This is a genomic window from Halobacterium salinarum DSM 3754 (assembly GCF_008124605.1).
Lineage (GTDB): Archaea > Halobacteriota > Halobacteria > Halobacteriales > Halobacteriaceae > Halobacterium > Halobacterium salinarum.
Window position 1 is genome coordinate 71647 of record NZ_VRYN01000004.1, and the last position, 21504, is coordinate 93150.

Sequence of the window (21504 nt, forward strand, 5' to 3'; positions counted from 1 at the left end):
CATGGACGACTACCTCGAAGCGTTCGTTCGTGAAGGCGAAGAACACGTAACCAGCCTCAACAACGCCCTGCTGGAGCTGGAGTCGGACCCGGGCAACGAGGAGGCGATGGACGAAATATTCCGGACCGCCCACACGCTGAAGGGGAACTTCGGCGCGATGGGCTTCGAGGACGCAAGCGATCTCGCCCACGCCGTCGAGGATTTGCTCGACGAGATGCGGCAGGGCAACCTCGAAGTGACCTCCGACAGGATGGACCGCATCTTCGAGGGGATCGACGGCATCGAAGCCTGCCTCGACGAGATCCAGGCCACCGGTGACGTGGACCGAGACGTCACCGGCACCATCGAGTCGGTGCGGGCTGTGCTGGATGAGGTCGACGAGGACGGTGGCAGCGACACCACCACCAGCAGCGGCGACGCCGGCAGCCCGGCCGGCGACGGTGACGTGGACGCGACGCGGGTCGTCGAGGCGGACACCATCGACGCCGCCGAGGACCCCGTCTACCACATCCACATCGACATGGGCGACTCCCAGATGAAAGGCGTCGACGGGATGTTCGTACTCGAGGAGGCCACGGAGGCCTTCGATCTGCTCGGGGCCGAGCCGTCGCCGGACGCGATCAACGACGGCGAGTACGGTGACGGCTTCGAACTGGTCGTCGCGACGCCCAGCGACGAGGTCAGCGACACCGTGGCGGCGTTCCCCAAGCTGTCGGACGCAACGGTCACCGCCGTCGGCGACGACGAGCACGCCCCAGACGCCGACAGCGGGACCGAGGCGGACGCCAGCGCCGACGACGATGCGGACGATGCCGGGACGACCGCCGACAGCGGGAATTCCAGCGGCGGGTCCTCGGCGATCGACAACACGGACACGGAGATCCAGTCGGTTCGCGTGGACGTCGATCAGCTCGACGAGCTCCACGGGCTGGTCGAGCAGTTGGTCACCACCCGCATCAAGCTCCGGCGGGGCATGGAGGAGAGCGACCGCGAGGTGCTCGACGAGCTGGACGAGCTGGACAAGATCACCTCCAGCCTCCAGGACACCGTGATGGACATGCGGTTGGTCCCGATGAAGAAGATCGTCGGGAAGTTCCCCCGTCTCGTTCGGGATCTGGCCCGCGAGCAGGACAAGGACATCGACTTCGTCGTGGAGGGCGACGACGTCGAACTCGACCGCACGATCCTCACGGAGATCAGCGATCCGCTGATGCATCTGTTGCGGAACGCGGTCGATCACGGGATCGAGAAGCCGGCGGTGCGCGAGGACAACGGCAAGGACCGCGAGGGGACGATCACGCTGTCCGCCGAGCGCGACCGCGATCACGTGCTCATCCAAGTCCGAGACGACGGCGCCGGCATCGACCACGACACGATGCGGGAGAAAGCCATCGAGAAAGGCGTGAAAACCCGCGAGGAGGTCCAGGACATGCCCGACGACGACGTCGAGGATCTGGTCTTCCATCCCGGGTTCTCGACGAACGACGAGGTGACCGACGTCTCCGGGCGCGGGGTCGGGATGGACGTGGTCAGGGATACGGTGACGCGACTCGATGGGAGCGTCTCCGTCGACAGCACGCCCGGCGAGGGAACGACGTTCACGATGACGCTGCCGGTGACCGTCGCCATCGTGAAGGTGCTGTTCGTGGAGAGCGGTGGCGAGGAGTACGGCATTCCGATCAAGACAGTCGACGAGATCTCGCGGATGAAGTCCGTGAAATCAGTCGACGGCGAAGAGGTCATCACCTACGACGAGACGGTGTACCCGCTGGTTCGACTCGGCGACGCGTTGAACGTCCCCGACGAGACGCGGAACGGCGACGGCATGCTCGTCCGGATCCGTGATTCGGAGCGACAGGTCGCCGTGCATTGCGACGACGTTCGCGGCCAAGAAGAGGTCGTCGTCAAGCCCTTCGAAGGCATCCTCTCCGGGATTCCCGGGCTGTCCGGGGCGGCCGTCCTCGGCGAGGGTGACGTGGTGACCATCCTGGACGTGGCTACGCTGTAATCATGAGCACAATGATCGACATTCGGCGGTTACAGACCGTCAACGAACTCGCCCGGGAAGGAGCGTCGACGGTCGCCGAGAACATGAGCCAGCTGACCGGCGTCGAGACCCAGATGCAGATCACGAAGATCAACGTCATCGACGTCGAGGACCTCGGCGCACACCTGGGAGCCGCCAAGCAGGTGGGCGTGAGCGTGCCGCTCAAAGAACAGCCCTACGGGTCGGTGCTCGTGTTGTTCGACGACGAGAGCGCACGCCGTGTCGCCGGAACGATGATGGGCGGCATCGAGAGCGAGGGCGGCGGCTACAGCGACATGGAGCGGTCCGCGATCCGTGAGGTCGGGAACATCATGACAAGCGGGTTCATCGACGGCTGGGCGAACGTGCTCGGCCGCACCATCGACATCTCCACGCCACAGCTCATCCGGGCGTCCGGCGAGGACATTGCGAGTCATTGTGTCGACCCCGGCGAACACGAGATCGCGATGGTGTTCGACGCGGAGCTACACGCCCCAGACGCGAACGTCGAGGCGAAAATCTACTCGTTCCCCGACATCGAGGCGTTCGTCTCGATGATCAACAGTATCTAAAATGCGTGTCGATCTCGACGCCGTTGCGTCGTTCAGCCGCACGGGCGACGAAGGCGGTCAGCGCGCGGCGGACTCTCTGGAGACGCTTACGGGTATTCCTGCCAACTGCCAGCTCACGCGAACCGCGCTCGTCGACGCCGACGGACTGTCGGTGTTCCTGGGGGACTCCTGGGAGCGCATCAGCGTCGAGTTCGACGGCGCACTCACCGGTCGTGCAGTGCTGTCGTTTGACGAAGCGTTCGCCAACCACGTCGAAGACGAACTCGGCGTCGGAGCTGCCGCGCTGCCCGAAGTCGCGAACATCCTCACCAGCGGGTTTGTCGACGTCTGGGCGGCCGACGACGAGGACACCATCGAGATCGAGCCGCCCGACCGCCTCGAAGACGAGCACCGCGTCGTCCAGGACGCTGCGGTCATCGACGACTGTGCGTTCGTCTTCGAGAGCCAGATCGTGTTGTCCTCGACGCAGGGCACCTGCCGGTTTGCGGTCCTCCCGGACGTCGAGTCGTTCGGGTCGTACGTCACCGAGCCGGACGCGGAGTTCGCGCTGTCGGATCTCGCCAACCACATCCAGGTGGCGTCAGTGAGCGCCGAAGCCGTCTCCTCACACCTGGAGATGATGACCGGGACGGACGCGACGCTCGTGGAGTCACACGTGGACTTCGTGCCCGTCGAGCGGGTGCCATCGCTGCTCGACGACGCCGCCTACGAGGGCGCGATCTTCGAAAGCGAGGGGGTCGTCGACAGCGTCATCGCGATCCTGTTCGACGAGACCGAGCCCGGTGCGGTCGCGGAGCTACTGCTCGGGGACGCCGATGCCGGCGCGGAAATGGCCGAAAGTGCCGTCTCGGAGCTGGGCAACATCACCGCCAGTGGGTTCATCGACCAGTGGGCGAACGCACTGGACACCACGATCGACATCTCGACGCCGTCCCACGTCCGTGACGCCGGTCGTGCCGTCCTTGACACCGTCGCGGCAGCCTACGGCGAGCGCGCGGACACCATCGCAGTGGTGAACGCCACGATCACACTCGGGCCGGACGTGACGTGTCGGGTCTGCACGTTCCCCAGCCCCGAAGACGCCGATCAACTCGCGGACATCGCTGACAACCTCGCCGCCGACGCGAGTGAGGAGTCGTGACGATCCGCGTTGGCGTGGCGGACTGGCGTGTCACGGACGACGACGACGCGGTGTTGGTCACGAGCGGGCTGGGATCGTGTGTCGCCATCGCGGTGCGTGATGCGCGCAGCGGTGCCGGCGGGCTGTTGCACGCGATGCTGCCGGAAGCCGACGGCCCCGTGGACACGCCCGCGAAATACGTCGATTCGGGTCTCGACGAGATGGTGTCGGCGCTGCTCCGCCTGGGCGCGAGCCCGAGCAGCCTCACGGCGAAACTCGCCGGCGGGTCGACGATGCTCGACCTCTCGATCGGGGACAGCGTCGGCTCCCGGAACGTGTCGGCCGCCGAACGCGCGCTGGCCGACGCGGACATCGAGTTGCTCGCGTCCGAAACCGGCGGGGACAGCGGACGGTCGGTGTCCTTTAGTCCGAGCAGTGGGGATGTTACCATAGACCGAGTTGATGCCGAGGTGCACGTAATTTGACTGACTTCCAAACCCTGCTTGAGTTCATCGAGACCGAGACCGGCTTCGCAACCAGCTACTACGACGAGTCGTACCTCGACCGGCGCGTGTCCGCGCGGATGCGCCGCCGCGGCGTCGAGGAGTACGCCGGCTACCTGACGCTGCTCGAGGAGGACGACGACGACGAACGCGCCGAGTTGCTCGACACCCTCTCGGTGAACGTCACTGAGTTCTTCCGCGACGAGAAAGTGTGGACCGCGCTCCGGGACGTGCTCTTGGAGCTCGCGGATACCGTGCGCTCGATCGACATCTGGAGTGCGGCCTGCGCGGACGGCCGCGAGCCGTACTCGCTTGCGATGCTCGCGTTGGACGCGGGCCTCGACCCCCGGAACGTCTCCATTCTGGCCACCGACATCGACGAGGACGCGCTGGCGAGAGCACGCGCGGGACGATACGAGAGCACGCGCACAGCCGACATCAGCGACCAACTGGGGTTCTTAGACAACCCCCAGGAGTACGTCGACCGCGAGGGCGATCGCGCGTTCGTCGTCAACGACCGCGTCAAAGACCTCGTGACCTTCGAGCGCCACGACCTGATCACTGGCGACCCCAAATCGGGGTTCGATCTGGTGGCGTGTCGGAACGTCTGCATCTACATCGACAAGCAGTACAAGCTTCCGATCCTCGACACGGTCAGCAAATCCCTCCGTGAGGGTGGCCACCTCGTACTCGGACAGACGGAGACGCTGCCCGGCGAGGTCAAAGAACGCTTCGAGGCGGAGGACCCACGCATCCGAATCTACAGTCGGGTCGCTGACACGTGACCGGCGCGGCAGAGGAGTAACGCTTATTCACCCGCCTCCACGACGTATAATTGAGTATACGGGGGTATGTCGGAATCAGCAATCGCAGACTTCGTCTCGTCGTTTATCCCGGATACAGCGACGCACGTCGAACCGGTGCGTGGCAGAGTCGTCATGAGCAAGCGCCGGATCGTGCTTGCCGCCGACGACGAGAAGACAACGATCCCCCTCAACGGTGTGTTCGACGTCCAACACGAGACCGCGCCCGGCGACCTCGCGCGGTTCTTCGAGGACACAGTCACGATCGCCTACGAACACGACGAGGACCGTCACGTCGCGGTCATTGAGGGCGGTGGCAGCACCGTCGACCGGTTCGTCACTCTCGTGTTCAAGGCGCTGGTCCACGGCACGACCGTCTACGCCAAACACCCGGCACGCCGCGGCGGTCGGATCACCGACCAACCCTTCGAGAAGGGGAACCTCGCGCTCTCGCCGGGTGACCTCACGATCACCGGCGACGCCGACACCACCATCGACCTCTCGACGGTGTCGCATTTCGAGCGCGTCGACCGCGAGGTCAACGGCTCGAACAAACAACTCCTGTCCGTGCGACACATGGGATCGACCGGCCCGATCACGACCGAACTCGCGCTCAGCTCCGGCCGGAAGATGAACCTGCTCGGGCGCTACATCCGCCTCCAGTACACCCACCTCAAACAGGAGTTGGCGGACGTCACCCTCACCAGCGAGGAAATCGAGGCCCTGGTCGCGATCTACTCCAGCGGCCCGAACGCCAGTCTCGCGGCCGTGCTAGGCGTCGACGCCTCGCGTGTCACGATGTTACTCAACGACCTCATCGAGAAAGAACTGGTCACCGACGACGACGGCATCGCGCTCACGTCGCTGGGGCGGGCGGCGGTCAGCGAACACATCGAGGACGTCAACCTCTGAGTGGCGTCCGAGGGGAGCAGCCCCACGATCACTCCTCGTTGATCGCTTCGCTGGCGATGTTGCGGCCCCGCGTTTTCATCGTGACCTCGCGGCGCTTGCGCACCTCCTCGAGGACGTCGACCTCGATGAGGCGCTCGAAGATCGACTCGACCTCGTCCACGTCCATCCCCAGGAAGTCCGGGATCTCGAACGACGACACTCCGGAATACAGCGCCATCAGCACCCGCTTTTCCGTTTCCGAGAGCTCGACTGACCCCTGGCTTTTCTCGGCTTCTTTGGTCAGCAGTGACTCCAGTATCGACGCCGTGTGCGAGTCGGTGGCGAAATACGTCTGCACGCTCGTGTCCCGGTTGACGGTGTGTTCGACTTTCAACACCGGCTTCGTGTCACCGTTCACCTCCAGGGACGCGGCCTCCGCCGATCCGACGTCGTCCAACTCAACGGAGACGAACGACCCGTTCGACATCGCAACGCTCAGCTCCGATTCGTCGACCTTGATGCGGGCACGCTCGAACTGCTCGTCGGTCACCACACCGCCCTCGACGGCGGGATGCTTCACCTGTAGCTCCGTCTGGTCCAGCAGCGCCCCGTAGAGCTTGCTCTCGAAGGTTTCCGTGTTGTCACCCAGCGAGACCAACATCACGCTCTCGTTGGTCATCCTGATGCTCACGTAGTTCCCGACCTTCGCGACGGTCTGGTTCACGTCGTGCCGGCCGCTCAGCCCCTGGACTTCCGACAACGGGAGGTTCCGCTTCCCCTCGCTGCCGGCCAGCACGATCCGCTTGTTGGACAACAGGATGCGACCTTTCGACCACTGGGCGTCTTTCATCCGCCGGCCGTCTTTGACGGCCTGCAGGAACTTCCCGGACCCGTCGGCTATCTTGTACTCTGACTCGCTCATTCCTCACCTACGATCGGCGCTTCGGGCGCGGCCCACACCTGCCCCGTCTGATACCGCGCACCCGGACTCATTCACACATCCCTTTTCTGCAAACGTATTTAATGCTTTGCGTGCAATTCTCGCGACTGAAACCGCCACCAGTGCTACGTTTTTCCGCCCAGCTTCGAGATCGCCGAGAACGCCCGCCGCCGCACCTCTTCGCTGTCCGTTTCGTCAACCAGTCGCTCCAACCGCTGGCGGGATCGATCCCCGCCGACCTTCCCGAGCGCGAACGCCGCCATCGCAACCGCGTCCTCGCCGTACTCCTGTGTCTCGACGACCTCAAGCAGTGACGTCTCCACGGACGCGCCACCGATCTCTGCCAGCCCCGTGGCCGCGAACTGCGCGATCAGATCGTCGTCTTCGCCCAGCAGCTCCCGGAGCGCCTCGATCGCGTCCATCTTCGTGCGCTGATCACCGGCGACCCGCCCCAGCATCCACGTGGCGTTCCGGCGCTGGTGTAGCTGCGTTCCCTCGTCGATGATCTCGATCAGCGACTTGATGATACTCGGGTCGGAGCGCGCCGACATCCGGTCGACGATCGTTTCGCGCAGCTCGTGGCTCTGATCCGGTGGCACGTTCGACAAGATCTCGATCAACGAGAAGACGGCCGCCCGCCGCACCAGGTCGCTTTCGTCACCCAGCCGCTCCACGAGCGCGTCCACCGGCTCGGCGGTCTCGAACCGCCCCAGCGAACTCACGGCTGTCCGCCGCATCGCCTCGCTGTCGTCTTCAACCACCGACAACAGCCCATCAAGGGCCTGTTCAGTCGTCAGTCGTCCGAGTGACTCGGCGGCTTCCCGGCGAACTTTCAACGGCTCTCCGTGCAGACAGTCGACGAGAATCCCCGTCACTGCGGGCTGTTCGATCCGTCCCAGTGCCCGCGCGACCCGCGCCCGAACACCGACGTGCTCCTCGGTCTGTAGCTGCTTCGCAAGCGGCCGCGCGGTGTCCTCGACGCCGAGCAATCCCAAGACGTTCGCGGCCGCCATCCGCAGCTCCGGCGTCTCCGACTCCAGGTTCTCCACGAACGCTTCGGCCTGCGCCCACGTCGCTCCACTGTCGGGCACTTCCTGGTCTAACCCACGCATCAGCGCGTCGACCGCCTCTTGCTGTGTTAACGCGTCAATGGCGGCCGCACGCACCGACTCGTCGTCGTCGCTCATCGCGTCAACGAGCGCCTGGATCCCCTCCGGTTCCGGCTCGTCTAAGTTCCCGAGGATCTCCGCCGCGCGCCGACGAACCGTTTCCTTCTCGCTTTCCTGCAGCAGCTCCACGAGTTTCTCGACATCCCCGGAGCGCTCCAGCCCGTACAGCGATGGCACGCCTAGACAGACGACACGCGACTACAAAATGATATCGTTCAACGGGGGCGGCGGTGCGAAACGCGCGTCTTACAGCTTGACGGCGTTTTTGTCCTTGAGCGACTCAGGGACGTGCGCCCAGTAGGTGGTTTTCGAGCCGTACTGCGTGGTCACCGTCAACTGCACTTCCTCACCGGAGCCGAGGGTGGAGCTGACGCCGCTGGCGTACATGATGACCTTGATGCGGTCGGACTGCTCGACCAGCACGTCAGCGTTGTTCCCCTTGATGGATTCGGTGGTGAAGTTTTCACCCAGCGAACTCGGGCTGTTCGACGAGTACGTCAGGGTGGTGGCTTTGTCCGGGCCGATCCACTGGATCGTGGATTTCGTGAGGTTGATGTTGTCGGCTCCGGCGGCCTGGCGAACGGTGAGGTTCACGTAGTCGACTTTCTCGCTGTTGACGTTGCCGTACGCGGAGACGATGTTGATGCGGTTGGAGACCTGTGCGGAGGCTTCCTCACCGGTTGCCGACCCCTTCGATTGGAGGTAGCCGGCAGTGTTGATGAGGACGCCGGCGGCGATCGCGGCGACCAGCACCATCGCGATGAACACGATGAGCGTGCCGATCCCCACTTGGCCGCGCTCGTCCTCGTCAGTGATGAACTCGAACATGAGCGTGTGTGTTATAGCGTGACGGCGTTTTTGTCCTTGAGCGACTCAGGAACGTTCGCCCAGTAGGTGGTTTTCGAGCCGTACTGCGTGGTCACTGTCAGCTGGACCTCTTCGCCAGCCTTCAGTCCATTGGTGGTGATCGCAGCCGCGTCCATGACGATCTCGATGCGGTCGGACTGATCAACCAGCACGTCCGCGTTGTCGCCCTTGATCGAATTTGTGGTGAAGTTCTCGGCGTCGGCAGCACTACCGTCGTAGGTCAGGGTAGTGGCGGTGTCCGGGCCGATCCACTGGATCGTGGATTTGCTGAGGTTGATGTTGTCAGCCCCAGCGGCCTGGCGCACCGTCAGGTTCGCGTAATTGACTACCTCGGTTGAGCCAGACGTGTCCACGTTGCCGTACGCGGAGACGATGTTGATGCGGTTGGAGACCTGTGCGGAGGCTTCCTCACCGGTCGCAGAGCCCTTTGACTGGAGGAAGCCGGCGGTGTTGATGAGGACGCCGGCGGCGATCGCGGCGACCAGCACCATCGCGATGAACACGATGAGCGTGCCGATCCCCACTTGACCGCGCTCGTCCTCGTCTGTGATGAACTCGAACATGAGCGTGTGTGTTATAGTGTGACGGCGTTTTTGTCCTTGAGCGACTCAGGGACTTGCGCCCAGTAGGTGGTTTTCGAGCCGTACTGCGTGGTCACCGTCAACTGCACCTCGTCACCAGCGCCGAGGTTGGAGCTGACGCCGCTGGCGTACATGATGACCTTGATGCGGTCGGACTGGTTGACCAGCACATCGGCGCTGCTGCCCTTGATGGATTCGGTGGTGAAGTTTTCACCCAGCGAACCCGGGCTGTTCGACGAGTACGTCAGGGTGGTGGCTTTGTCCGGGCCGATCCACTGGATCGTGGATTTCGTGAGGTTGATGTTGTCGGCTCCGGCGGCCTGGCGAACGGTGAGGTTCACGTAGTCGACTTTCTCGCTGTTGACGTTGCCGTACGCGGAGACGATGTTGATGCGGTTGGAGACCTGTGCGGAGGCTTCCTCACCGGTTGCCGACCCCTTCGATTGGAGGTAGCCGGCGGTGTTGATGAGGACGCCAGCGGCGATCGCGGCGACCAGCACCATCGCGATGAACACGATGAGCGTGCCGATCCCCACTTGGCCGCGCTCGTCTTCGTCAGTGATGAACTCGAACATGAGTGTGTTGTTGTCCCGCCCCCTCTCCCGATCGAGACTGCTGGGGCTTACCCATACAGATCGGCCATCGATACAAAAGTGTAGGGCTGTGGTTATCACTGGTGAAAACCAATAATTTGCGCCGTACCGAACCGTTAACGGCGAGTCAGCTCGTCCTCGTATCTATGGATCAGATGGATTTTTCAGCGATCCGCCATCGGGTAAAACTATTGGAGGACACCGGCCGATCGCGGCTGTTCGAGAACCGGGATGCGGTCGCGTGCCCGGTCTGTGGCCAGCCGTTCGACCAGGCGCTCGTGTCACGGAACGACACTGAACAGCTCGCTCCGGATGCGGAGCTGTCGCTGTGCCTGCACAGGGGAACCGACCGAATGGTCGTGTTCACGCACGCGGACGATTCTTAGAACTGATACACGGTGGGGAACTATTTTGTATGTGGTTCTCCCGACCTACTGACGAATGCTGCGCATCTTTCGCAAACTGCTCGGTCGCGGCGCTGGGACGCCGGCGACGGACGGCGGCACGGCAGCGAGTGCCGTGTCCTTCGAGGACGCCGACGACGCAATGGCGGGCCTTCAGGAGCGCTACAGCGTCGACCAGCGGGATCTCGATCCGACGCTTCCGGCGGACGCCGCCGACCATTTCGACGGACTGTTAGACGAGACAGCGCCGACACCGGAGTCGTACCTCCCGGTGTACACCGCGGCCGATGTCTCAGCGGGGGCATTCGTCGACGCGTACACGACGCCCGCGGACGCGGTTGTCGACGCGGTGTTCCAGCAGCTCCGTGAGGGCGGCGTCGACGGTGCAGCCGTTGACCACGCCGAGCGCCAGCTCAAAACCGGGATGCATGCGGTCGTTGAGGACGCAGCCACGGGTGTTGCTGCGTACGAAACGGCGGCTGGGCCGGCCGACGACTCGTCCGACGGCGGCACCGAAGAGGAGCTGAACGTCGACGACGACGCGCTCTTGGACAGCATCGGCATGCCGGTGTTCATGCTGGACGCCACCGGCAGCGTCGTCGCGTGGAACGAGACCATCGAGGAGCTCACCGGCTGCAGCAAAGCCGACGCGATGGGGATGGACCACGCCAGCGAAGCCTTCTACCCCGATGACCGGCGCGTCAAAACGCTCGCCGACAAGGTCATCGAGTCGCCGCGGTCGGCGGCCGCGGAGTTCGACATCGAGCGCTCCGAAGAGAAGGCCCAGCTGTACGCTGACACGAGCGTCATGACCGACCAGGGCGGCACCGATAGGCACATCCGGTTCAAGGCCAGCCCGATCTTCGACGACGACGGGGAACTGCTGGCCGTGGCCGAAACGATCGAAGACCGCACCGAAGACGTGCGTCGCGCGGACGCCGTCGAGGAGCTGGTCGACGAACTCAGCACGACCATCGATGCGCTGTCCAGCGGGCAGCTCTCGAAACGGGCGTCGTTCGAGCACGAGGGGATAATCAACGAGCAACTCGTGTCGGTTGTGTCGGCGCTCAACGGGATGGCCGACCAATTCGAACGGCTCGTCGGGCAGGTGGACGGCCAGACACAGGAACTGGCCGACACCATCGAGCGCGCCACCGCCGACGCGACCGACATCGCCGACACGGTCAGTTCCCAAAACGAGATGTTGTCGTCGGCCGCCAACGAGATGGAGAACTTCTCGGCGAGCATGCAGGAGGTCGCGGCGAGCTCCGATCAGGTTGCGTCGGCCGCCGAACAGGCCCAGGACGCGGCTGAAAGCGGGTTGGAGGCCAGCGAGGGGGCGAACCAGGCCACCAACGAGGTCATCGACATCAGCGACGACCTCATGGAGAGCGTGTCCAAACTGGAGTCGAGAATGGACGAGATCGAGGACGTCGTTGAGGTGATCGCGGAGGTCGCCGACCAAACGAACCTGCTGGCGCTGAACGCGAACATCGAGGCGGCGCGGGCCGGAGAGGCCGGCAGCGGGTTCGCCGTGGTCGCCGATGAAGTCAAGGAGCTGGCAAACGAAACCCGCGAACACACCGAGCGCATCGCGGGCAGCATCAGTGATGTCCAACAGCAGGCCAACGAGACCGTGCTCGCCGTCGAGGAGTCCCACGAGCAGATCCACCGGGCTGGCGACGAGATCGACGACGCGCTCACCGCGCTCGAGGAGATCGCGACCTCCGTGGACGAGGCTGCGACCGGCATCACAGAGGTTGCGCGCGCGAACGACGAACAGGCATCGACGGTCGAGGACGTGATCGTCACGATCGAGGACGTCCAACAGCAGGCCGAGGCGGCGGCGGCGGCGTCCGATCGGATCGTGTCCGCGACCCAAGAACAGTCGACGGCTGTCTCGCAACTGAGCGAGCGCGTCGACAAACTGACCACGGATAGCCAATGACATTGAACCCACGCGAGTACGACCCGGAAGAGTTGCGCAGTGCCGCCCGCGCGGGCGGCGACGAGAACATCCGAGAGCTCAAAGAGCGCCTGAAAGAACACGAGCAGACGACCGAGGAGGCGGTGCGCTCGGCACAGCTGAAACAGCTGTTGTTCATGCATTCGAGCGCGTCGGTGGAGAGCCTCGAACGCCCGTACTTGGAGACGATGCCGGGGCAGTACGCCGCGGAGATCACGCTGTTCGAGTGGTTGGACTTCCTGCTGGAGCGTGGCGGGGTCAAGCGCGCACTGAAGGCGATCGAGTATTACGAGACCGTGGGCTGGGTGAGCGCGGACGCCGCCGAGCGGCTCCAGGGGCACGTGCGTGGGTTTTCGGGGCCGGCGGACGACGACTCACACAGTGACCTAGAGATGTCCGATCACGTCCTGAGCCTGGTGTATATCGCGCGACTTTCATCGATGCAGTGATAGGATCGAAAACCGAGTCACTGGGCGGCGACTCGGGGTCCGATTTATCTGATTGAGAACTGGGGGAGAACATTAATTACCTGCGGCTCTCGTTATCTATTCCGATGACGATTATCGACCTCACCCCGACTGCCGTGGTCTTCGTGCAGTTCGGGGCACTGGCCGTCGGAATGGCCAGTTGGCTCGACGACGAGGGGTCAGAGGACTCCGGCGGCGGTGGTGGCGGTGGTGGCGGCGACGACTCAGATCTGGACATGGACGAGGACTTCGATGACGACTTCGACGACGAGTTCGGGTCCTTCGATGACATGGACGGCGGCGGCGGCGACGGTGCGGGTGGCGCCGATTCGTCCGTCAACGAGCTCGAAAACCGTATCGAAGATCTGGAAACCGAGGTCTCAAACGTCGCGTCGAAAGCCAATACCGTCCGGAGCGAGAACGAACAAATAAGCGAGAGTGTCGAGGACGTCGAGGAGAACGTTCGAAAGCTCCTCGAGATCTACGAGATGGTGACACGCGGTGTGAACCCGTTCGTCGACGACGTGGATCCGAACGCCGCTGGTGGGCCTGGGGGCGGCGGCGACAGCTTCGGATTGTTCGACGAGGACGAAGAGGACAGCGACGAAACCGGGGATCTCGATACGGATGTCGCCGAGGCGGAGGCCGACGAGTTCTTTGAGGACGACGCGTTCGACGACGACTTCGAGGATGACGACGGCGAGATGGACGACGAGTTCGGCGACTTCGAGGACGACGATGACGAGGAGATGGACGATGAGTTCGGTGACTTCGAGGACGACGATGACGAGGAGATGGACGATGAGTTCGGTGACTTCGAGGACGACGACGAGGAGATGGACGATGAGTTCGGCGACTTCGAAGACGACGACAGCGAGGATGCCGATGACGGCGAAGGTGGTGGGGGAACGTCCTTCGAGGAGCTCAAAGAGGAGTACGAATCCGGCGACGCGGACTGGGCGGAAGGCGAGGAGATCGAGGGCGAGGCGGGAATCGAAGCCGAGGACAAGCCCGACATCGGTTTCGACGACTCGGACCTCGAAGAAGACGACGCCGACGACGCGTTCGAGGACGATCTCGACGATGCCGGTGACGACTTCGAGGCCGAGGCGGACGCCACAGCGGACGACGACGAGGAGATGGCTGCGGACAGCGGCGACGACGGATTGGTGTCCGAGCCGGACGCGGACCCGGGCGGACGGATGAGCGCACCGACGGGACCGGGAGCAGCCCCCGGGCTGGCAGTCGGGGGCGAGGACGGCCCGCATCTCGCCGAGCCGCCGACCGGGTACCTCGCCGATGTCGTGTGCTTGGAGTGGTTGGAGTACCTCCTGACCGAGTTCGGCCCGAAGAACACGGTTCGGACGATCAACTACTACGAGCGCATCGGGTGGATCGGAGAGCCGGTGCGCGACCAGCTGTTCGACTTCCTTGAAGGGCTGACCGACTCGGATTATCTCTACCGCGAGGAGTTCGGAAGCACTGAATTGACAATGGACGACCACCTAGAGAGTCTCGAATATATCGAAGAGCTAGCAAGCGAAGACATCGAGCGCGTCATCGTTGACCGCTGCGAGGACCTCCATAGGAATGGGATTCAGCGTTAGCGGGTCCGCGGCGATCCTGTTCATCGCCGCGTTCGTGAGCGTTGGAATCCTCTATTCGGCGGCGTTCAACGGGTTCGAGCGCGTCCAAGACGCGAACAACGCGCGCAACGACCGCGTGCTGACTGCGAAGAACACGGTGGTGGAAGTGGCGAACACAACGTACGACTCAGTGAACGACACCGTGACGGTGAACGCAACCAACAACGGCTCGACGACGCTGTCCGTTTCGCAGACCGACGTCCTCGTAGACGGTGAGTACGTCACCGACAGCGCGTACGTGTCGTCGTCGGTCGCTGGGAACTCGCAGACGGACCTCTGGCTGCCCGGCGAGACGTATTCAGTGACAGTGCCGACCGGGTCGGCCCCAACACGAGTGAAGGTGGTGACGGGAACGGGCGTCACAGCCACGGAGGTGGTCTGAGTGGCGAGCGTGTCGTCGTCGACGCTGATCATCTTCATCGCGTCGATCCTCGTCGCGGCGTCGGTCGCAGGCACGATGACGAACGGCGTACAACGCTTGAGCGGGGCGTTGAGCGACCGGAGCGTCGACGTGAGCCACCAGATCGAGACCGACGTGTCGATCATCAGTGATCCGGGGAGCCCGAGCGCGGTGTACGACGGCGCGAACACGACCCTGACGCTGCTGGTGAAAAACACCGGCTCCGAATCGTTGCCCGCGGACGCGAGCACGATCAACGTTATCGTGGACGGAGAGTACAAGACTGCAGTGAGCGTGTCGGTGGTTGACGGAAGCGGGTGGCGGCCGGGAAACGTGTTGAAAGTGGACGCGACGAACGTCGATCTCAGTGCCGGTGACCACCGCGTCGTCGTGCTAGCCAACGGGGATCGAGAAGTCCTGGAGTTGAGAGTCTCATGAGCACGCGCACACTGTATTCGCTTGGACTGGACGAGCACGACCGACTGAACAACGAGCTCGGTGGCGGCATCCCGGGCGGCAGCATCGTCCTCGTCGAGGGCGATTACGGTGCGGGGAAGTCAGCCATGAGCCAGCGGTTCTCGTACGGGCTCTGTGAGGAGGAAAACGCCGTCACGCTGGTGTCCACGGAGCTGACCGTCCGTGGGTTCATCGACCAGATGCATTCGTTGAGTTATGACGTCGAGGAGCATCTGCTCAACGAGAACCTCCTGTTCTTGGAGGCCGACGTCGACACCGGGAAGAGCGCGCTGCGGGGTGGGGCGTCCAGCAACGACGACGACGGGAGCCGCAGACAGCTGTTGAAGCGGCTGATGGAGGCCGACCGGATGTGGGACGCCGACGTTGTGGTCGTGGACACCTTCGACGCCATCCTGCGCAACGACCCGAACTTCGAGGCGCTGGTGCGGGAGAACGAGGAGCGCCAGGCGGCCCTCGAAATCATATCCTTTTTTAGGGATCTGGTGTCGCAAGGAAAGGTCATTGTTTTGACCGTGGACCCCAGTACTGTTGACGAGGAGGCGATCGGTCCGTTCCGATCGATCGCCGACGTCTACCTCGAACTCGAGATGGTCGAGGTGGGCAACGACGTTCGGCGGTCGATCGCCGTTCGACGGTTCGCGGGGATGGGCGAACAGGTCGGCGACTCCATCGGATACTCGGTGCGGTCCGGCACTGGAATCGTCATCGAAAGCCGCAGTGTGGCATAACAGGAATACACATGGCAGACCATGGGAGTCGACAGATCGGTCACGAACTCCGGGAGACGGCGACCCGCTACACGCACCTCCAGGAGTATCTCCAGCGGTTCAAACAGTTCACCGGCGAGTTCCCGGAACTGATCGACGAACCGACCGACGACTGGGAGGCCGACAAGCCGAACGTCGTCTACCCCGTGGGCGGCCCCATCTTCTGTCACGTGTACGGTGACCTGGGAAAAGACACCAAATACTACACCATCGAGCCGGAGCTGTCGGGGCCCGAAGCGGCGGTGTTCAAGAACGTCCAGGAGCGCATCCTCGAGAAGTCGGTCAACAAACCCGCGCCGGAGGCCGAGGCCGAGTACGACGACCGCATCGAAGAGCTGCTAGAGGAGACCGTTCGCATCTCCGACGACAAGTCCGACGACGTGTTCCACAGGGTGCGCCAGCTCCCGAACAACCTGGGATCGCTGGTGAAGAACTTCGACGCGTCGACGGTGGCGGATCGGATGGTCGGCGACGATCGCGGCCAGATGTCCCTGGACTCCGGTGACTTGTCCGCCCAGCAGATGCGTGCGGGAGCGCGCCGGGTCGCGTCGTCGCCCCGGAACGTGATCAACCGCGTTCAGCGCGCGGTCCCGATGGTCCGGGAGGCGCTTGAGGAAGCGTTCGGGTTCGGTCGCATTCCGGTCTCGGAGACGACCTACGAGAACATCCGGTACCAGTTGAACCGCGACATCGTCGGGTTCGGACCGCTGGAGCCGGTGATGCGTGACCCCTACAACGAGGACATTCACGTCATCGGCCCGACCGGCTGTTACGTCGACCACGGCACCTACGGGATGCTGGAGACGACCGTTGACTTCGGGACGCCCGACGAGTTCGACGGCTGGCTGCGGAACATGGGCGAGCGGATGGGCGACCCGGTCTCCGACAGCGACCCCATCGTGGACTCGACGCTGCCCGACGGCTCCCGTATCAACATCATTTACAGCGACGACGTCTCCCTGAAGGGGCCGTCGCTCACCATCCGACAGGGCGACGACGTGCCGCTGTCGGTCGGGCAGATCACCAAGTGGGGGACGCTGTCGCCGGAGCTCGCGGCGTACCTCTGGCTGTGCCTGGAGAACGAACAGACGGTGTTCGTCGTCGGGGAGACGGCGTCGGGGAAAACCACGACGCTGAACTCCATCATGTCGTTCATTCCCCGGGATTCGAAGATCTACACCGCGGAGGACACCGCCGAGGTCATTCCGCCACACGACACCTGGCAGCAGCTGCTCACCCGTGAGGGGCAGGGCGAGAACTCCGCGGACGTGGACATGTTCGATCTGGTCGCGGCGGCGCTGCGGTCGCGCCCGGATTACATCATCGTCGGCGAGGTGCGTGGGGAGGAGGGACGGATGGCGTTCCAGGCGGCCCAGACCGGCCACCCGGTCATGCTGACGTTCCACGCAAGCGACATCGTCTCGATGATTCAGCGGTTCACCGGGGAGCCGATCAACGTCCCGGAGACGTTCATGGACAACGCCGACGTGGCGCTGTTCCAGAACCGCGTGAAGCAGGGCGACGACGTGTTGCGACGCGTCACCTCGGTCCAGGAGATCGAGGGGTATTCCAAGGAGATGGGCGGGGTTGTCACCCGGCAGGCGTTCTACTGGGATCCGGTCGAGGACGAGATCGTCTTCCAGGGCCGGAACAACTCCTTCGTGCTCGAAGAACAGATCGCGACGCTGCTGGGGTACGCCGACACGCGGGAGATCTACGACGAGATGGATTTCCGCGCTGAGATCCTCGAGCGCATCATCCAGGAGGATCTCATCGGCTACCACGATTTCAACGACACGATTGCGGCCTTCCAGCGTGACGGCGTCGAGGGACTGCCGTTCACGATCTCACGCGGGTTCTGAGTCAGCATGGCAGCCGAAGCCGAGGGCGAACACGTCGAGAGCGAGGGGTCACTGAGCGACGTCGACTTCGGGGAGTTCGTGGAGTCGGTCGTGGAGTCCTATCGGACGATGCCGATGCCGGCGTTCCGGTACGTGGCGTTCGCGCTCGTGCCTGCGGTGGTGTTCTTCTTCGTGACGATCGTCGCGATCGTCGCGCTCTCGTTGCCGACGTATCTGTTGATCCCGACGCCGATGTTGGGGCTACTTGCGTTGATCGCGGCCGTGATGTATCCGAAGATTCGGATGGATCAGCGCCGCACGCGGATGGAAAACCGGTTCCACCTGTTCATCACGCATATGACGGTGTTGTCAACCACCAACATCGACCGCGTGGAGGTGTTTCGTCGGATCGGTGCCGAGGAGGAGTACGGGCCGCTGTCCGAGGAGGCGCGGCGGATCGTCCAGCTCATCGACGCCTGGAACCAGAGCCTCGACGACGCGTGCCGGATGCGCGCCAACAAGGTGCCAAGCGACCTCATTGCCGACTTTCTCGATCGGCTGGCGTACACGATCAACTCCGGGGAGAGCCTGGAGTCGTACCTGATGAGCGAGCAGGAGGCGATCATCCGGAACTACGCGACCACCTACGAGGGCCAACTGGAGAACATCGAGGTGATGAAAGACCTCTACCTGTCGATGGTGTTGTCCGTGACGTTCGCGCTCGTGTTCGCGACTGTGTTGCCGATCCTCTCGGGCACGGACCCGACGATGACCGTGTCGGCGGTCGTCGTGTTGTACACGTTCATCCAGATCGGGTTCCTGTACACGATGTACACGCTCGCGCCGAGCGATCCGCTGTGGTACTTCCCGGAGGACCGGACCACGAGCGTGGAGTGGCGGATGCGGGTCGCGACCGCCGCCGGGAGCGTTGCTGCGGTGGTGCTCGTGGTGGTGGTGATCGCCGTCCAGTTGTCGTGGACGCCGCTGGCACCCGACGTGTTGCCGCTGCCGATGTACGCGGCGGTCCCGACGACACCCCTGCTCATCCCGGGACTGGTGGCGCGCGCCGAAGAGGGCCGTGTCAAGGACCGCGACGACGCGTTCACGAGCTTCATCCGCGCGCTGGGGTCCAGTGAAACGGCCCGCCAGACGACCACGACACGGGTGCTTGAGACGCTTCGTGACAAGAACTTCGGGGCGCTCACGGAGCTCATCGACGACCTCTACAAGCGGCTCAACCTGCGGTTGGACGCGTCCCAGGCGTGGCGGCATTTCACCGCGGATTCGCACTCGTATCTCATTCAGAAGTTCTCGGAGATGTATCTGATCGGGCGCCAGATGGGGGGCGCGCCGAAACACCTCGGGGAGCTCATCTCCGAGAACATGAGCGAGGTCTTGCAGCTGCGCCAGCAGCGCAGCCAGTCCGCGTCGACGCTCGTTGGCGTGTTGTACGGGATCTCGGCGGCGGCGACGTTCGCGTTTTTCATCGGGCTGGGGATCGTCGACGTGATCTCCGGACTGGGCCTTGATTTCTCCAATCCGGCGTTCGACGTGGGGTCGATCATCAACACCGAGGTGTACGACATCGAGACGATCAAGTACCTGCTGGTGTTGACGCTGCTGATCAACGCGTCGCTGTCGTCGCTGATGACGCGGGTCGTCGACGGCGGTCACAAGGTCAACGCGTACATTCATTTCGTGGCGCTGACCTGGATTTCCTGCGTCATCGGGTCGGTGACGCTGGAACTCGTGAAGTCGCTGCTGGCGGTCTGACGGGGAGCCACACTTATGTGCGGGCCTCCGCAAGGACGCATACGATGAGCGAGGCCGGTCGGGAGGGGTATGTGTTCGCTGTCGCCAGCGGGAAAGGCGGCGTCGGGAAGTCGACGACAACGGCGAACCTCGGAGTCGCGCTCGCTGATGACGGCTTCGAGGTGGCGCTGGTCGACGTTGATCTCGGGATGGCGAACCTCGCCGGGTTGTTCGGCCTCACTGGGGACGTGACGCTGCACGACGTGCTCTCCGGCGACGCGTCCCCGGCGGATGCGGCCTACGACGCTCACGGCGTGACCGTCGTTCCGGGATCGACCGATTTGGAGCAGTTCGCCGAGGCCGACGCGAAGTCCCTGCATCGGGTCGTGACGCGGCTGCGCGCCGACCACGACGTGGTTTTGTTGGACGCCGGGGCTGGGCTGAGCTACGACATCGCGATGGCGATGAGCGTCGCTGACGGGGTATTGTTGGTCACGACCGCGGAGCTGAACTCGTTGACCGACGCCACGAAGACCGGACAGCTCGTGTCGAAACTCGACAAGCCGGTGGTCGGCGCGGTGTTCACGCGGACCGGCGACGGCGGGTTCGATGACGTCGAGGGGATCGCCGCGGCGCTGGGCACGACCGACGCGGTCACGGTCAGCGTCCCACACGATGACGCAGTCAAGCTCGCGGTGCGAAAGGGCCATCCGGTTGTCGATCTCACCCCTGAAAGCCCGGCCGCCCGCGCCTACGACCGCCTTGCAGCGAGTCTCGCGGACAGTATTGGGATGACACCACCACAACCACCAGCCGACAGCGAGGACACCAGCACAGACGACGGCGACGCCTTCGAGTGGGTCGACCCGGACACGGGAGAAAGCCAGCCCGACGACGACGACGACGAGGCGGATGCTGAGGGGCCGGTCTACGAGATCTCCATCGAGGAGATGTTGGCCGAGGCCGGCGTCGACGCCGACGAAGAAACCGCCGAACGCCGCGTGAAGCTGTTCGACCGCGTGAAGTCACGCCTCTCGTAGATCACTCCGAGCGGATGATGCTGTACATCACGAACAGGTAGCCGGCCGTCGTGATGAAGTAGTTAGCCGTCAACAGCGTGCGCGTGTGTTCGAACCCAGTCAGAAACGCCAGGACAGTCGTGCTGACAGCGGCGGCTACGACGAGGCCGAAACCGGCCGAGAGGTGCATCATGGACGGGCGGCCCGTGTCCTTGTACGCGCGCACCGCGAACACGACCATGCTGAGACCGGCGACCGCGAGAGTTCCGCTGAACAACACGTAGAGTGCTTCGATGAGACGCATTCCGTTCCTACCGAATACCATCCCGAGATCCCGTAAAAATGTAGGGGCGCGATTATTAGCCGCGAGAATCACTCACTACTATCCGCCCCGAGATCACTCCACACGTCGACCAGTGCGTTCTTGGCTTCGGTGCGCTCTTTGGTCTCGACGGTCGTCTCGTTGACGCCGAACTGGACGCTGATCTCGTCGACTTGGCGCCGGTACACTTTCGTGCGCCGCCCCTCATCGGAGAGTTCCTTGCCTTCGAGTTTGAGGAGGTCGTGCTCGCTGAGTTCCTCGATGCGCCGATAACTGGTCGCGATCGGGATGTCGAGTTCGTCGCTGAGCTCCTGGGCGGACTTCGGCGCGTGCGTCGCTTCGAGTATCTCGGCGTTGTACTTGTTACCGAGTACCCGT

At 63.7% G+C, this 21504-nt stretch carries 23 protein-coding genes; 16 read left to right on the forward strand and 7 right to left on the reverse strand.

All coding sequences use genetic code 11. The features are described from left to right. The first annotated feature begins 1 nt into the window (after position 1). From cheA to cheF2, 6 genes are all read left to right on the forward strand, one after another. Complete coding sequence (cheA, locus tag APQ99_RS09585) at positions 2-2008, forward strand: chemotaxis protein CheA (protein ID WP_136361301.1); 2007 nt, start codon at positions 2-4, stop codon at positions 2006-2008. Between the two features lie 2 nt (positions 2009-2010). Beyond that, complete coding sequence (locus APQ99_RS09590) at positions 2011-2598, forward strand: chemotaxis protein CheC (RefSeq protein WP_010902689.1); 588 nt, start codon at positions 2011-2013, stop codon at positions 2596-2598. 1 nt (position 2599) lies between these two features. Then, on the forward strand, positions 2600-3739 hold the full coding sequence (locus APQ99_RS09595; RefSeq protein WP_136361300.1) for a chemotaxis protein CheC: 1140 nt from the start codon (positions 2600-2602) through the stop codon (positions 3737-3739). Then, the gene (locus tag APQ99_RS09600) at positions 3736-4203 is read left to right on the forward strand and encodes a chemotaxis protein CheD (protein WP_136361299.1); all 468 of its coding nucleotides are present in this window, start codon (positions 3736-3738) and stop codon (positions 4201-4203) included. The genes APQ99_RS09595 and APQ99_RS09600 overlap by 4 nt, the downstream gene beginning before the upstream one ends. Beyond that, complete coding sequence (gene cheR, locus APQ99_RS09605; RefSeq protein ID WP_012289253.1) at positions 4200-5006, forward strand: protein-glutamate O-methyltransferase CheR; 807 nt, start codon at positions 4200-4202, stop codon at positions 5004-5006. The genes APQ99_RS09600 and cheR overlap by 4 nt, the downstream gene beginning before the upstream one ends. 66 nt (positions 5007-5072) lie before the next feature. After that, positions 5073-5936: a chemotaxis protein CheF2 gene (cheF2, locus tag APQ99_RS09610; RefSeq protein ID WP_010902685.1), complete on the forward strand. Its 864-nt coding sequence runs from the start codon at positions 5073-5075 to the stop codon at positions 5934-5936. A 28-nt stretch (positions 5937-5964) separates the two neighbouring features. Here the strand turns inward: cheF2 and cheF1 are convergent, their stop codons facing one another. From cheF1 to APQ99_RS09635, 5 genes are all read right to left on the reverse strand, one after another. Continuing rightward, positions 5965-6837, reverse strand: a complete 873-nt coding sequence (gene cheF1 / locus APQ99_RS09615; RefSeq protein WP_010902684.1) for a chemotaxis protein CheF1 — start codon at positions 6835-6837, stop codon at positions 5965-5967. A gap of 143 nt (positions 6838-6980) precedes the next feature. Next, positions 6981-8201 carry a HEAT repeat domain-containing protein gene (locus tag APQ99_RS09620; protein ID WP_012289252.1) on the reverse strand — a complete coding sequence of 407 codons (1221 nt, stop codon included), beginning with the start codon at positions 8199-8201 and terminating at the stop codon, positions 6981-6983. 69 nt (positions 8202-8270) lie between these two features. Further along, positions 8271-8852: an archaellin/type IV pilin N-terminal domain-containing protein gene (locus APQ99_RS09625; RefSeq protein WP_012289251.1), complete on the reverse strand. Its 582-nt coding sequence runs from the start codon at positions 8850-8852 to the stop codon at positions 8271-8273. A gap of 11 nt (positions 8853-8863) precedes the next feature. Further along, a complete protein-coding gene (locus APQ99_RS09630; protein ID WP_136361298.1) occupies positions 8864-9454 on the reverse strand; it encodes an archaellin/type IV pilin N-terminal domain-containing protein in 591 nt (196 codons plus the stop codon). Between the two features lie 11 nt (positions 9455-9465). After that, the gene (locus APQ99_RS09635; RefSeq protein ID WP_136361297.1) at positions 9466-10047 is read right to left on the reverse strand and encodes an archaellin/type IV pilin N-terminal domain-containing protein; all 582 of its coding nucleotides are present in this window, start codon (positions 10045-10047) and stop codon (positions 9466-9468) included. 164 nt (positions 10048-10211) lie between these two features. Here APQ99_RS09635 and APQ99_RS09640 point away from each other — a divergent pair, with 164 nt between their 5' ends. The 10 genes from APQ99_RS09640 (at position 10212) to minD (ending at position 20825) form a co-directional block, all read left to right on the forward strand. Continuing rightward, on the forward strand, positions 10212-10451 hold the full coding sequence (locus APQ99_RS09640; protein ID WP_136361296.1) for a DUF7385 family protein: 240 nt from the start codon (positions 10212-10214) through the stop codon (positions 10449-10451). A 55-nt stretch (positions 10452-10506) separates the two neighbouring features. Then, positions 10507-12417, forward strand: coding sequence for a methyl-accepting chemotaxis protein (locus APQ99_RS09645; RefSeq protein WP_136361295.1), 1911 nt, complete (start codon positions 10507-10509; stop codon positions 12415-12417). Next, positions 12414-12884 (forward strand): FlaD/FlaE family flagellar protein, encoded by a 471-nt coding sequence (locus tag APQ99_RS09650; protein WP_010902677.1) that lies wholly within the window; start codon positions 12414-12416, stop codon positions 12882-12884. Before APQ99_RS09645 ends, APQ99_RS09650 begins: the two co-directional genes overlap by 4 nt. A gap of 104 nt (positions 12885-12988) precedes the next feature. After that, a complete protein-coding gene (locus APQ99_RS09655) occupies positions 12989-14509 on the forward strand; it encodes a FlaD/FlaE family flagellar protein (RefSeq protein WP_136361294.1) in 1521 nt (506 codons plus the stop codon). After that, positions 14493-14930: a fla cluster protein FlaF gene (locus APQ99_RS09660; RefSeq protein WP_136361293.1), complete on the forward strand. Its 438-nt coding sequence runs from the start codon at positions 14493-14495 to the stop codon at positions 14928-14930. The genes APQ99_RS09655 and APQ99_RS09660 overlap by 17 nt, the downstream gene beginning before the upstream one ends. Then, on the forward strand, positions 14931-15386 hold the full coding sequence (locus APQ99_RS09665; protein ID WP_136361292.1) for a CARDB domain-containing protein: 456 nt from the start codon (positions 14931-14933) through the stop codon (positions 15384-15386). Next, positions 15383-16153, forward strand: a complete 771-nt coding sequence (locus APQ99_RS09670; RefSeq protein ID WP_010902673.1) for an ATPase domain-containing protein — start codon at positions 15383-15385, stop codon at positions 16151-16153. The genes APQ99_RS09665 and APQ99_RS09670 overlap by 4 nt, the downstream gene beginning before the upstream one ends. Before the next feature lie 185 nt (positions 16154-16338). Continuing rightward, entirely contained in the window at positions 16339-18054 is a 1716-nt protein-coding gene (locus APQ99_RS09675; protein ID WP_394347180.1) for a type II/IV secretion system ATPase subunit, read from the forward strand. Between the two features lie 6 nt (positions 18055-18060). Beyond that, positions 18061-19806, forward strand: a complete 1746-nt coding sequence (gene flaJ, locus APQ99_RS09680; protein WP_136361290.1) for an archaellar assembly protein FlaJ — start codon at positions 18061-18063, stop codon at positions 19804-19806. Between the two features lie 44 nt (positions 19807-19850). Further along, complete coding sequence (minD, locus tag APQ99_RS09685; RefSeq protein ID WP_136361289.1) at positions 19851-20825, forward strand: MinD/ParA family ATP-binding protein; 975 nt, start codon at positions 19851-19853, stop codon at positions 20823-20825. A 1-nt stretch (position 20826) separates the two neighbouring features. On the opposite strand, the gene APQ99_RS09690 is transcribed toward minD, so the two are convergent. Both APQ99_RS09690 and APQ99_RS09695 read right to left on the reverse strand, forming a co-directional pair. Beyond that, the gene (locus APQ99_RS09690; protein ID WP_010902669.1) at positions 20827-21108 is read right to left on the reverse strand and encodes a DUF7521 family protein; all 282 of its coding nucleotides are present in this window, start codon (positions 21106-21108) and stop codon (positions 20827-20829) included. A 68-nt stretch (positions 21109-21176) separates the two neighbouring features. Beyond that, positions 21177-21504 (reverse strand): winged helix-turn-helix domain-containing protein (locus tag APQ99_RS09695; protein WP_148889177.1); only part of this gene is annotated, 328 nt, incomplete at its 5' end.